Source organism: Ruegeria sp. PrR005, from assembly GCF_010500245.1.
Lineage (GTDB): Bacteria > Pseudomonadota > Alphaproteobacteria > Rhodobacterales > Rhodobacteraceae > Ruegeria_B > Ruegeria_B marisflavi.
Map to the genome: position 1 here is coordinate 153,590 of NZ_JAAGOX010000002.1, position 12,804 is coordinate 166,393.

At 63.7% G+C, this 12,804-nt stretch carries 12 protein-coding genes and 2 tRNA genes; 6 read left to right on the plus strand and 8 right to left on the minus strand.

Annotated features, from left to right (window positions below):
* Positions 1–207: 207 nt before the first annotated feature.
* On the minus strand, positions 208–921 hold the full coding sequence (locus G0P99_RS01720; RefSeq protein ID WP_164127094.1) for a porin: 714 nt from the start codon (positions 919–921) through the stop codon (positions 208–210).
* Between the two features lie 272 nt (positions 922–1,193).
* Between G0P99_RS01720 and G0P99_RS01725 the strand changes: the two genes are divergently transcribed.
* Positions 1,194–1,931 (plus strand): gamma-glutamylcyclotransferase, encoded by a 738-nt coding sequence (locus G0P99_RS01725; RefSeq protein WP_164127096.1) that lies wholly within the window; start codon positions 1,194–1,196, stop codon positions 1,929–1,931.
* 108 nt (positions 1,932–2,039) lie between these two features.
* Here the strand turns inward: G0P99_RS01725 and G0P99_RS01730 are convergent, their stop codons facing one another.
* The 7 genes from G0P99_RS01730 to G0P99_RS01760 all read right to left on the minus strand — a co-directional run bounded on the left by G0P99_RS01730 (position 2,040) and on the right by G0P99_RS01760 (position 9,872).
* Positions 2,040–3,185, minus strand: coding sequence for an iron-containing alcohol dehydrogenase (locus tag G0P99_RS01730; RefSeq protein WP_164127098.1), 1,146 nt, complete (start codon positions 3,183–3,185; stop codon positions 2,040–2,042).
* 5 nt (positions 3,186–3,190) lie between these two features.
* Positions 3,191–4,567, minus strand: a complete 1,377-nt coding sequence (locus G0P99_RS01735) for an aldehyde dehydrogenase family protein (protein WP_164127100.1) — start codon at positions 4,565–4,567, stop codon at positions 3,191–3,193.
* A 103-nt stretch (positions 4,568–4,670) separates the two neighbouring features.
* Positions 4,671–6,026: a glutamine synthetase family protein gene (locus G0P99_RS01740; protein WP_164127102.1), complete on the minus strand. Its 1,356-nt coding sequence runs from the start codon at positions 6,024–6,026 to the stop codon at positions 4,671–4,673.
* A 91-nt stretch (positions 6,027–6,117) separates the two neighbouring features.
* Entirely contained in the window at positions 6,118–7,152 is a 1,035-nt protein-coding gene (locus G0P99_RS01745) for a TRAP transporter substrate-binding protein (protein ID WP_164127104.1), read from the minus strand.
* Between the two features lie 54 nt (positions 7,153–7,206).
* Positions 7,207–8,532: a TRAP transporter large permease subunit gene (locus G0P99_RS01750; protein WP_164127106.1), complete on the minus strand. Its 1,326-nt coding sequence runs from the start codon at positions 8,530–8,532 to the stop codon at positions 7,207–7,209.
* 1 nt (position 8,533) lies between these two features.
* Positions 8,534–9,070 carry a TRAP transporter small permease subunit gene (locus G0P99_RS01755; protein WP_164127108.1) on the minus strand — a complete coding sequence of 179 codons (537 nt, stop codon included), beginning with the start codon at positions 9,068–9,070 and terminating at the stop codon, positions 8,534–8,536.
* Positions 9,071–9,086: 16 nt separating this feature from the next.
* Positions 9,087–9,872: an N-formylglutamate amidohydrolase gene (locus G0P99_RS01760; RefSeq protein ID WP_239059634.1), complete on the minus strand. Its 786-nt coding sequence runs from the start codon at positions 9,870–9,872 to the stop codon at positions 9,087–9,089.
* 104 nt (positions 9,873–9,976) lie between these two features.
* Between G0P99_RS01760 and G0P99_RS01765 the strand changes: the two genes are divergently transcribed.
* The 5 genes from G0P99_RS01765 to G0P99_RS01785 all read left to right on the plus strand — a co-directional run bounded on the left by G0P99_RS01765 (position 9,977) and on the right by G0P99_RS01785 (position 12,697).
* Positions 9,977–10,849 carry a MurR/RpiR family transcriptional regulator gene (locus G0P99_RS01765; RefSeq protein WP_164127111.1) on the plus strand — a complete coding sequence of 291 codons (873 nt, stop codon included), beginning with the start codon at positions 9,977–9,979 and terminating at the stop codon, positions 10,847–10,849.
* 99 nt (positions 10,850–10,948) lie between these two features.
* Entirely contained in the window at positions 10,949–11,887 is a 939-nt protein-coding gene (locus G0P99_RS01770; RefSeq protein WP_164127113.1) for a pirin family protein, read from the plus strand.
* Positions 11,888–11,908: 21 nt separating this feature from the next.
* Complete coding sequence (locus G0P99_RS01775; RefSeq protein WP_164127115.1) at positions 11,909–12,427, plus strand: GNAT family N-acetyltransferase; 519 nt, start codon at positions 11,909–11,911, stop codon at positions 12,425–12,427.
* Positions 12,428–12,491: 64 nt separating this feature from the next.
* Positions 12,492–12,568 (plus strand) — tRNA-Asp (locus G0P99_RS01780).
* 52 nt (positions 12,569–12,620) lie between these two features.
* Positions 12,621–12,697, plus strand: a tRNA-Asp gene (locus G0P99_RS01785).
* The last annotated feature ends 107 nt before the right edge of the window (positions 12,698–12,804 follow it).

Here is a 12,804-nt window from a genome sequence, read left to right on the forward strand (position 1 = left end):
CAAAAAGTCATTTAAGTCATTGATTTCATTTTATAACCACAAATTTCAAATCTCTTATCACCCACCAGATTTCAGGACCGCCAGGTGAAAACCTGGCGGTTTTTCTTTGTGCCGCGGGCGGTTGCGTCGGGTAGTTGATGTAGCCTGGCAAAGGAAGTGGCCCCCGCTGAATTGTTCAGAAGGGGCCATGTGCAGGGGGGTGCCGGATCAGAGGCCGGGCAGGCGGTCGAGCAGGGCGCGGCGGCCGAATGTCGTGCCGGGGCGGTCGCCAAGGTCGAACCGCAGGCCGACGCCGACAAAGGCGTCGTTGCTCTTGAAATTCGCCACGCGGGCATTGCCGGTGCCCAGTTCGCCATACAGGTTGACGCCGCTGCCCAAGCCATAGTCGGCGCCGATGGCCATTCGGGTCATGTCCGAGCCGACCTTGTTGTCCATGTAATCGACGCTGGCGTTCAGGCTGAGGGGGCCGTTGCCGACATCGCTGCTGATCTTGGCTCCGAGCAGGGTGGCGTTGCTGCCCTGGACCCGGCCACGGGAGAAGTAGCCTTCGAGCCGGATGGTGGTGAAGTCATAAGCGCCTTCGAGGCCATAGAAGTTGCGGTCGATGCCGCCACCATCCTCGGTGCCCCAGAACCCGCCCACTGCGCCGCCATAGCCGAACTGGTAGATGCCGTGCAGCGTGGCGCTGCGGCCGCTGCCGCCGATCTGGTCGAACTTGTAATAGCCAAGGTCCAACTGGGTCGAGACCGAGGTGCCAAGCGCCAGTTCGAACGAGCCTTGCAGCGCCTGGCGCGCGCCCTTGGATTTGCTGGTGAACTGGTAATGGTTGACGTCGACATTCGCGCCGACCAACCCCTGTGCCGACAGGCCAGCGGGCATCAGGCCGATAGCCAATGCCGCCGCAACCGCGCGGAGTTTCATGTTTCTGCTCCTTTGCCTGATGCGCGTGACCGCGCGGGCGCTTTTCGCGCTCTCTGGTCCGCAGAATAGCTGAGCCGTGGAATCAGGTAAAGGCTCTTGATTCAAAAGACGGAATCTTGTGTGGACCCAACATCGGAACAGCGTGGCGGATACGGGGCCCCGGTGGCATCATCGGCCGGAGGGGGACGGCCCGTCGCATCGACAAGCGGGAAGATCGGATTTCGGTCAGATCCCCTCTGTTCCCCCGGCCGAAAACATGGCTAACTCCGGCCATGCCCTTTCCGCACCATGTCTTCCGCCATACTCCGGCGCTTCGAGGTCTGATCACGCCGCCAGACGAATCCGAATTGCGCTTTGGCCTGGATCGTTTTGCCGAGTTGGATATCCAAGCGGAAAAGGAGGGCTGGCCGCCCGGTTGGCGGATGGAACATGACGCCAGAGAAGCGAACCGGCTTGGCGTTCTAGAGGGACGTATGGTGCAGGATCTCTGGGTCTTTGCCTATGGCTCGCTCATCTGGGACCCGGCGGTTCAGGTGGAGGAATACAGGTACGGCACCTTGCCGGGGTGGCGGCGGAGCTTCTGTATGCGGCTCGAAGGTGGGCGCGGCAGTTTTGCGCGGCCCGGGCTGATGGCGGCCCTGGACGAAGGCGGGCATTGCGACGGCGTCGTGATGCGCATTTCCGGGCCGCTGGTCGATCAGGAAACGCAGTTCATGTGGCATCGCGAGATGTTTTCCGGTGCCTATCGACCATTGTTTCTGGAGGTGGCCACGCCTCAGGGCCCGGTAGAGGCGCTGACCTTTGTAATGGATCGGGACAATCGTCGATATATGCCGGATCTGCCCGAGGACGACGCCGCGCGGATGATCGCTGTGGCGGAGGGCAATCTTGGTCCCAATTTTGCCTACCTGGATTCGCTGGTTCGGCATCTCGACGAGCTTGGTATCGCGGATGACGACATGCATCGGCTTCACGCGCGCGCGCAAAGTTACCGCCTGGGAGCGACGTAAACGCGGCGCAGAGGCGTATGTTCCTTGGGGTAGGCCGGTGGTGTCGTGAATTCGGGTGTCAGTGGGTTGACCTGTGCCCGGCGCGATGAGACGCGCCGGGCAGTCGGGTCAGAGCAGCGCTTCGAACAGCTTGCGGGTGTTCTCGGCGGTCATCTGGACAGGGTTGCCACCGGTCGAGGGGTCGTTCAGCGCGTCGCGCACCAGGATGTCGAGGTTCGGATCCTTGACGCCCAGGTCTGTCAGGGTTTTCGGGATGCCGAGCGACGTGTTCAGATCATCGACATAGGCCGCGAACCCGTCGAACCCGCCCGCGATGCCCAGATAGGCAGCGGCCTCGGCCAGCACGCCCTCGGCCGCAGGGCGGTTGAATTGCAGCACGGCGGGCATGCAGACCGCGTTGGTGGTGCCGTGATGGGTATGATGATGTGCGCCAATGGGGTGGGACAGTGCATGGATGGCGCCCAGCCCCTTCTGGAAGGCGGTGGCGCCCATGGCGGCGGCCGACATCATATGCGCGCGCGCCTCAAGGTCCGACCCGTCGGCATAGGCGCGGGGCAGGTATTCCTTGACCAGCCGCATGCCTTCCAGCGCGATGCCCTGGCTCATCGGGTGGTAATGGGGCGAGCAATAGGCCTCGACACAATGGGCAAAGGCATCCAGGCCGGTGCCGGCGGTGATGAATTTCGGCATGCCCATGGTCAGTTCCGGGTCGCAGATCACCACCTTGGGCAACATCAGCGGGTGGAAGATGATCTTTTTCTCATGGGTGTCCGAATTGGTGATCACGCCTGCACGGCCGACCTCGGACCCGGTGCCAGCGGTGGTGGGCACGGCGACGATCGGGTGAATGCCTGCCGGGTCGGCGCGGGTCCACCAGTCGCCGATATCCTCGAAATCCCAGAGCGGGCGGGTCTGGCCCGCCATGAAGGCCAGCGTCTTGCCCAGATCCAGCCCCGAGCCGCCGCCAAAGGCGACGACGCCGTCGTACCCGCCGTCGCGATAGACCTTGAGCCCCGCCTCGACATTGCGGTCGGAAGGGTTGGGGTCGACATCCGAGAACATCGCCCGGCCAAGGCCCGCGGCCTCCATCAGGTCGAGCGTGCGGGTGGTGATCTCCATCGCGGCCAGCCCCTTGTCGGTGACCAGCAGCGGCTTGGAGATACCGGCGGCCTTGCAGGCCTCGGCGATTTCGGCGATCCGCCCCGCGCCAAAGCGGATGGCGGTGGGATAGGACCAGTTTCCAACAAGTTTCATGGGCCTCAAGCCTTTTTCAGGTGGTAGGATTTGGGACGGGTCAGGGCGTGGAAGCCCAGCACGGACAGGCCCGCGCCGCGGCCGGTATCCTTGCAACCGGTCCAGCAGAGCGCCGGGTCAAGGTAATCGCAGCGGTTCATGAACACGGTGCCGGTTTCCAGCCGCTTGCCAATCTCGTCGGCGCGGGCGGTGTCGCGGGTCCAGATCGAAGCGGTCAGCCCGAACTGGCAATCGTTCATCAACGCAATCGCCTCTTCGTCATCGGCGACCGGCATGATGCCCACGACGGGCCCGAAGGTCTCTTCGCGCATGATCTCCATGTCATGGGTGACATTGGTCAGGATCTGCGGCGTCAGATAGGCGCCGCCGTCATCCTGCGGGAACCGTTCGATATGGGCGGTCGCGCCCTTGGCGATGGCATCCTCGATCTGGTCGCGGGCGACCCGGGCAAAGCGGACATTGGCCATCGGCCCGATGGTGGTCTCGGAATCCAGCGGGTTGCCCAGCTTGTAGCTGTTCACCAGCGCCACCGCCTTGTCGACAAAGGCGTTGAACAGGCTCGCATGCACATAGATCCGCTCGATCCCACAACAGCACTGGCCCGAGTTGAACATGGCCCCGTCGATCAGCGTCTCGACGGCGGCGTCCAGATCTGCGTCGGCGCGGACATAGCCCGGATCCTTGCCGCCCAGCTCGGTCGAGACGGGGATGAAGGTGCCGGCGGCGGCGCGTTCCATCGCCTGGCCGCCCCGGACCGAACCGGTGAAGTTGACGAAGTTCACCTTGCGGCCGGAAATCAGCTCGGCGGTGGTGTCGTGGTCCAGCACGATGTTCTGGAACACGTCCTCGGGGATGCCCGCGGCATGAAACGCCTCGGCCATCCGCTCGCCCACCTGCAAGGTCTGGGCGGCATGTTTCAGGATCACCGTATTGCCCGCCATCAGCGCGGGCGCCACCGTGTTGATCGCGGTCATATAGGGATAGTTCCAGGGCGCCACCACCAGCACCACGCCAAAGGGCTCGCGCTCGATCTTGCGCAGAAAGGCGTCGCTGTCTTCGACCACCAGCGGCGCCAGCGCGCTTTCGGCGATTCCGGCCATATAGGTGGCACGCTCCTCGAACCCGCGGAACTCTCCGCCATAGCGGACCGGGCGGCCCATCTGATGGGCCAGTTCCACCGCCATGCGGTCGGTGGTCTTGCCCACCTCGGCCACCGCCGCCAGCACCAGCGCCACGCGCTCGGCCAGGGGGCATGCCGCCCATGCGGCTTGCGCAGCACGCGCGCGGTCGGCCGCGTCCATGGCCGCCTCTCGCGTGGCCACCGGCCGCTCCAGATAAACCGATCCGTCGATCGGCGAGATGCATTTGACTGTCTGAGCCATCACGATCCTCTTGGCGCCCTTGCGCCCTTCCTCTTGCCCGAAATATCCCGGGGGTGAATGCCGCGCCAGCGGCAGAGGGGGCTGGCCCCCTCCTTGTCTGGCCTTAAGCCTTTTCGAAACCGCGGGCGATTTCCCAATCGGTCACCACGCGGTCAAACTCCTCCTGCTCCCATTCGGCGCAGCGGGTATAGTGGTCGACCACCCAATCCCCCATCGCGGCGCGCAGCATGGCAGAATTGCGCAGCGTCTCGGTCGCGGCGCGCAGGGTGCGGGGGATCTCGCCGGCATCGGCATTGTCATAGACATCGCCGCTTGTCGCAGGCGCCAGTTCGAGCTTTTCCTCCAGTCCTCGGATACCGGCGGCCAGCAGCGCGGCCTGGGCCAGATAGGGGTTCAGGTCGGCGCCGCCGATGCGGCATTCCATCCGCACGCCCTTGCTGCCTTCCCCGCACAGGCGGAATCCTGCGGTGCGGTTGTCCACCGACCAGACGGTCTTGGTGGGGGCAAACGTGCCCTTCATGAAGCGTTTGTAGCTGTTCACGTAGGGCGCAAGGAAGAACGTGTAATCGGGAGCATACTTGATCATCCCGGCGCAGAACTGGCGCATCAGTTCGGACATGCCGTGCGGCGCGTCCTTGTCATAGAAGGCCGGTTCCGATCCGCGCCAGAGCGACAGGTGCACGTGGCTCGACGAGCCGACGCGGGTATGGTGCCATTTCGGCAGGAAGCTGGCGGCATGGCCGTGCTGGTCGGCGATATCCTTGGTGGCCATCTTGGCGATCGTGTGGTGATCGGCGTTTGCCAGTGCATCGGCATAACGGACGTTCAGCTCGCCCTGGCCGGCCTCGGCCTCGCCCTTGGTGCATTCGACCTGGATGCCGGCGGCATAGAGATGGTTGCGCAGCGGGCGCATCACATGCTCTTCACGGGTGGTGGCGAGGATGTGGTAATCCTGGTTGTAGCCGCCAAAGGTGGCGAGATCGCGGAAGCCCGACTTGCGGATCTCGGCAAAGCTCTTCTCGAACATGAAGAATTCAAGCTCGGTCGCCATCATGGGCGTCAGGCCCATCTCGGCCAGACGCGCGATCTGGGCCTTGAGAACCTGGCGGGGCGAATGCGGTACCGGTTCGTGGGTGTGGTGGTCGAGCAGGTCGCAGAGCACCATCACCGTGCCTTCGAGCCAGGGCATCGGGCGCAGGGTCGAGAGGTCGGGCTTCATCACATAGTCGCCATAGCCCGCCTGCCAGCTGGTCGCCTGGTAACCGTCGGGTGTGGCCATTTCCAGATCGGTGGCCAGCAGGTAATTGCAGCAATGGGTTTCCTGCCAGGCGCTGTCGAGGAAGTTCTGCGCGTGGAAGCGCTTGCCCATCAGGCGGCCCTGCATGTCGACGGCACAGACCAGAACCGTATCCACCGAGCCGTCGGCAACCTGAGCCTTGAGTGTTTCGAACGTGAGCATGTGCGACCTTTGAGTTGGAGAGAGAATTTTCGGCGAAAATTCCCGGGCATGTGGAGGCCGGTCCGCGACTGTCGCGGACCGGCGGTTTGAATCAGCCGTAGCGGTAGGGGCGTCCGGCCTTGGCCATGTCGGCGTTGTACTTCTTGAAGATCTCGACGACCTTTGCCTTGGTTTCCGACTCGGCCGCGATCTCGTCCCAGAACTTGATGGCGGCGGCTTCGACCTGGTTCCATTCGCTGTCGGGGATGGAGGTCAGCTGCATCTTGGTGCCGTTGACGCGCAAGGATGCCTCGCCGCCCCAATACCACCACTGACGGTAGTAGTGCGACTGCTCGCAGCAGAGTGTGAACAGCGCCTTGAGGTCTTCGGGCAGTTCGTTCCAGCGGTCCATGTTGGCAAAGAAATGGCCGATCCAGGCGCCCGAGATGTTGTTGGTCAGGAAGTAGTTGGTCACATCGGCCCAGCCGACGGTGTAATCCTCGGTGATGCCCGACCAGGCGATGCCGTCGAGCTCGCCGGTCTGTACCGCGACCTCGATATCCTCCCACGGGAGCGTCACCGGCACCACGCCGAACTGCGACAGGAAGCGGCCCGCGGTGGGGAAGGTGAAGACGCGCTTGCCGTTCAGGTCGGCCAGGCTGTTGATCGGGTCCTTGGTGGCGAAATGGCAGGGATCCCAGGATCCGGCCGAGACGTGCTTGACGCCGACCTTGGAATATTCCGCATCCCAGATCTCGTTCAGGCCATACTGGTTGAACAGCACCGGCACGTCGAGGGAGTAGCGCGAGGCGAAGGGGAAATAGCCGCCGAACACGGTGACCTCGGTGGGCGAGGCCATGGAGTCGTCATCGGACTGCACCGCGTCGATGGTGCCGCGCTGCATGGCGCGGAACAGCTCTCCGGTTGGCACCAGCTGATCGGCAAAGAAGAGCTCGATCTGCATGCGGTCACCGGCGATCTGGTTGAACATGTTGATGGCGGGCACCACGACATGTTCGGCCAGGGCGGCACCGGCATAGGTCTGCATCCGCCACTTGATGGTCGATTGCGCCAGTGCGGGGGTGGCCAGCGGCGCGGCCGCCGCACCGACAGCGGCAGTGGTCAGAAACTTGCGTCTTGTGGTCATCGGTTGTCTCCCAGTTGCAAAAAGGTGGATTGAAAGCCCCGGTTCACTCCGGGATCACTTGTTGTAGACATATTCGGGCAGCCACAGCGCGATCTGTGGAAAGACCATGATGATCGTCAGGGCCAGCACCATCACCAGCACGAAAGGAAGGATCGAGCCGTAGATGTCGCGCAGGGTGATCTCGGGCGGAGCCATGGCCCGCATCAGGAACAGGTTATAGCCGAATGGCGGTGTCATATAGGCGATTTGTGTCGTGATGGTATAAAGCACACCATACCAGATCAGGTCGAAGCCAAGCGCGCCCACCAGCGGCACATACAGCGGCGCCACGATCACCAGCATCGCGGTGTCGTCCAGGAAGGTGCCCATCACGATGAAGCTGAGCTGCATTAGGATCAGGATCATCCAGGGGTTGAGGCCCAGTTTCTCGGTGAAGAGGTTCTCGATCGCCTTGACCGCACCCAGCCCGTCGAACACCGCGCCAAAGGCCAGTGCGGCCAGGATGATCCACATGAACATGCAGGAGATGCCCAGGGTGGAGCGGACCGAAACCTCGAACACCTGGCGGGTCATCCGGCCCTTGAACACGGCGGCCAGAAAGGCCGTGAGCGCGCCGATGGCCGAGCTTTCGACGAGCGAGGTCCAGCCGTTGACAAAGGGCACCATCATCGCCGCGAAGATGCCCAGCGGCAGCAGGCCCGCGCGCAAGAGACGCAGTTTCTCGGCCATGGGCACGTCACGCTCCTCGGGCGAGAGGGCGGGGCCGAGGGAGGGGTTCAGCTTGCAGCGGATCGCGATGTAGAGAATGAACATGGCAGCCATCATCAGGCCCGGCAAAACGCCCGCCAGCCAGAGCTGGCCCACCGGTTGGCGCGCGATCATGGCATAGAGCACCAGTACCACCGACGGCGGCACCAGAATCCCCAGGCTGGACCCGGCCTGAATGACGCCTGTCACCATCTTCTTGTCATAGCCGCGTTTGAGAAGTTCCGGCAGCGCGATGGTGGCACCAATGGCCATGCCCGCGACAGAAAGTCCGTTCATCGCCGAGATCAGGACCATCAACCCGATGGTGCCGATGGCCAACCCGCCGTTCAGGCCGCCCATCCAGACATGGAACATCTTGTAGAGGTCGTCGGCGATCTTGGATTCCGACAGCACGTAACCCATGAAGATGAACATCGGCAGCGTCAGCAGCGGATACCATTTCATCAGCTTCATCGCCGCCGAAAAGCCGATGTCATAGCCGCCCCGGTCGCCCCAGAGGAGCAGCGAGGCCAGCACCGCGACAAAGCCGATGGCGCCGAACACCCGCTGGCCGGTCATCAGCATGATCATCATCGTGCTGAACATCAAAATGGCGATCAGTTCATAGGACATGTCAGATCACCTCGCGCGGGATGTCTTCGCCGCGGATACGCAGGATGTCCTTGGCCAGTTCGGAAAGGGCCTGCAACAGCATCAGGAGGATGCCCAGACACATGATCACCTTGATCGGCCAGAGGACCGGGCGCCAGGCGGTGGGGCTGCGCTCGCCATATTGGAAAGAATAGCTGAGGCTGTCATAGCCGCCATAGAGCAGCACACCGAGATAGAAGATCAGGAACAGGACAGAGAAGGCATCGGTCCATGCCTTGCGCTTTTCCGACCACTCGCCATAGAGCAGGTCCATCCGCACGTTCGAGCCCATCTGGATCGAATAAGGGCCGCCGAGGATGTAATAGGCGACCATGGCGAATTGCGCCATTTCCAGCGTCCAGAGCGAGGGGTTGATGTCAAAACCCAGATCGCTGCCGACCTTGGAGAAGCTGGACCAGAGCAGGATGCCCATCATCGCGAAGATGCCATACATCACGATCCGGCCGATCCGGCGGTTCATCCGGTCGACCGCTGTCACATAGGCGCGTAGCGCGTTCATGCCTTTACCTCTGTTGTCATGTCCGGTCTCCCGCAGGGGCCAGTTCGTTTATGGTGGCGGCCAGCATCGGCGCCAGTAGCCCGGCCAGGCGGTTGACGCCGGCGGGCGTGTCGATGAGGTCATTCTTGACCTCGATCATCACGTTGGGAAGGCCGCGCGCGATGGCATGTTCCCGCAAGGTATGGGTGACGCCGTCGGTGGCGGAGTAAGGCTCGTTCAGCGCAGCCCGCAGGCCCGAGCCCTCGGCCGCGCGCAGCAGGAGCTGCGCGGCGCGGTCGTCGCTGTCATGCAGGATGCCCAGTTCGACGTCGCGGGTCTTGCCCTGGTAGATTGGGGTGAAGCTGTGGATGGTGATCAGAACGGTTGGGCCCGGGCGGGCCTCCAGCGTATCGGCCAGAAGCTGGCGGAACGGGTGGTAGACGTCGCGGGCGCGCCGGTTGCGGTCGGCCTCGCTCAGGCCTGTGTTGCCGGGAATGGCAAAGACCTCGCTTTGCGCGGGCATCGCGTCGGGGCGGTGCGGCGGGCGGTTGCAGTCATAGACCAGACGGCTGACGCGGGAATAGACCAGCGGCGCATCGAGCGCGCCCGAGAGTTCCACCGAAAGTTCCATCGCGCCGATGTCCCAGGCCGCGTGAGAGCGGGCGGCGGCGGCGTCCAATCCCAGACCGCCGAGCGCGGCGGGAATGAACCGGCTGGCATGTTCGCACACCAAGAGCGCGGCCGCAGCCCCGCGCGGGTTCAGCACACGGGCGGCGGGCCCTTCGATTTGGGACAGCACAGGGGAATCGGGTTTAGTGATCATGTGTAGCATTGGTTACATAACGGACAGGGCTGTCAAGAAAGTTTCTGTAGACATGATTACAGATTGGGGTACGCTGAAACAAATGCTAGAGAAAAGGCCCGCGCGTGCCCCAGACAACGAAACTGGTCAAACAGCGAATTCAGGACGAGACGGAGCAGCTGACCCGTTCGGAGCGGCAGCTCGCATCGGTTCTGTTGCAGGATTATCCGATGGGCGGGCTGCAATCGATCACCAAGCTGGCCGCTGCCGCCGGTGTGTCGACGCCGACGGTGATCCGGATGGCGCGCAAGCTGGGGTTCGACGGGTTTCCCGACCTTCAGGACGCGCTGCGCGACGAGGTGGCAGCCCAGATCAAGAAGCCGATCTCGAAACGCGACGGATGGGTGGTGGACGAGGGGGCGGAACACCCGCTGATGCGGTTTGCACAGGTGGTCTGGGCCAATATGCGTCATACGCTGGAGCGGATCGACACCGCGATGTTCGACAAGGTGGCGGCGATCCTGGCCGATACCGGGCGGCATCTCTATGTGGTGGGTGGGCGGATCACGCGATCGAACGCGGATTACCTGTTCAACCACATGCAGATCATCCGGCCCAATGTCACCATGCTGGGCAATTCCGCCAACGTCTGGCCGCAATACCTGCTGGATATGGACGAAGGCTCGGTCCTGGTGATCTTTGACATCCGCCGTTACGAGGCGCATCTGGAGAAGCTGGCGCAGATCGCCAGCGAGCGGGGGGTTACGGTGATCCTGTTCACCGATCAATGGGGTTCTCCCATCGGGCGGGTGGCGAACCTGACCTTTAACGGGCTGGTCGAGGCGCCGTCGAGCTGGGACAGCACCATCGCACTGCAACTGATCGTCGAGGCGCTGATCGCCGAGGTGCAGGGCGCCCGCTGGGAGGAGAGCAAGGAACGGATCGAGGAGCTGGAGGCGATGTTCTCTTCGACCCGGCTGTTCCGCAGTCCGACCTAACATTGTGCGTTTACGCACATTAAATCGCAATTTCTTTCCAATTGTGCGATTTCATGTGGGTGCTACCTTTGTCTCGTCACACGCGAACGGAGGACTGAGATGAGCTGGAACCCCTTGTTGGATACCCATGTGCCGATTGGCGATGCCGTGGATGCCATCGAAACGGTGATCGTGCCGCGCGCCCGCGATCTGGGCGGCTTCGAGGTGCGCCGCGCCCTGCCGGCGCCGCGCCGCCAGATGGTGGGGCCGTTCATCTTTTTCGACCAGATGGGGCCAGCCGAGTTCCTGACCGGGCAGGGGATAGACGTGCGGCCGCATCCCCATATCGGGCTGGCCACGGTGACCTATCTCTACAAGGGTCGGCTGCACCATCGTGACAGCCTGGGCACCGATCAGTGGATCGAGCCCGGCGCGGTCAACTGGATGGTTGCGGGCAACGGGGTCACCCATTCCGAACGCACCGACGACGAGGCGCGCAAGGCCCCCTTGCAGATGTTCGGAATCCAGACCTGGGTCGCGCTGCCGGAGCATCTGGAGGAGACCGGGGCAAGCTTCGAGCACACCCCGGCCGAGGCATTGCCGGAGCTGGAAGGTGAGGGCAAGCGCGTGCGGCTGATTCTGGGCGATGCCTGGGGCGCGGCGGCGCCTGTTTCCACCACCTCCGAGATGTTCTATGCGGACGCGGTTCTGCAACCGGGCGCGGCGCTGCCGCTGCCGGACAATCACGAGGACCGGGGCGTCTATGTCGTGGGCGGCTCGGTCGAGGTGGCCGGGCAGGTCTTTGACACCGGGCGCATGATGGTGTTCCGCCCCGGCGACCGGCTGAGCCTGAAGGCGGGGCCGCAGGGGGCGCGGCTGATGCTGCTGGGCGGCGCCACGATGGGCGGTCCGCGTCATATCTGGTGGAACTTCGTGGCCACCAGCAAGGACCGGATCGAGGCCGCCAAGGAAGCCTGGCGCGCGGGCGACTGGATGCATGGCCGGTTCCGTCTGCCGCCGGGAGACGATCAGGAGTTCACGCCCTTGCCTGCGCGGTGAGAAACTGGCAGGGGACGGGCCATGACCATACGACCTGCTACAGCCCGCGACCTGCCCGCGATCCGCGACCTGCATCTTGCCAACTGGCGTGCCTCATATGCCGGTGCCTTGCCGGAGGCGTTTCTGGGCGCGCCGGTGGCGCAGGAGATGGCCGCGCGCTGGGCGGCGCTGCCGCCGGTGGGCGATATCCTGCTGGTGGCGGGCGCGGGTGAGGGATTCGTCCTGGTGCGCCCGGGCCACCCGGAGGGGCCGCTGATCGAAAGCCTGCATGTCGCGGCCGAGGCGCGCGGCAGCGGTCTGGGAGAGGCGCTGTTGCGTGCGGCGGCGGCAGAACTGGATCGGCGCGGGCACCGCGCCATGTGGTTGGAAGTCTTGGACGAAAACACCGCCGCGCGCCGGTTCTACAAGCGTATGAGTGGCGTCGAAGGGCCTGTTTTTGCGGACGAAATCTGTGGCAACCCGGTACCGGCGCGCAAGATCCACTGGGCGCGGTTGGACAATTTTCCGGGTGCGGGCGAAAAAAATGCGAAACCTGCTTGACGATGCCGGAGCGGGGCCATAATACACCCAAACGTTCCGCAGGGAACGCCATATCACGCAGCGCGCGGTTGTAGCTCAGTCGGTTAGAGTACCGGCCTGTCACGCCGGGGGTCGCGGGTTCGAGCCCCGTCAACCGCGCCACTGCCTGACCTTTCCAGGGGAACTGGACCGGCCCGGAGGGCGACATAGATGCGCGGTTGTAGCTCAGTCGGTTAGAGTACCGGCCTGTCACGCCGGGGGTCGCGGGTTCGAGCCCCGTCAACCGCGCCACTTCTCCCACAGTTCGATGTAATTTCCGGGTGATACCCGCTCTGCGCCCAGCAGCCTCTTGCCGGTGCGGCGCGCTTTCCTGTATTCGCATGGAAAACGGGCAGGGG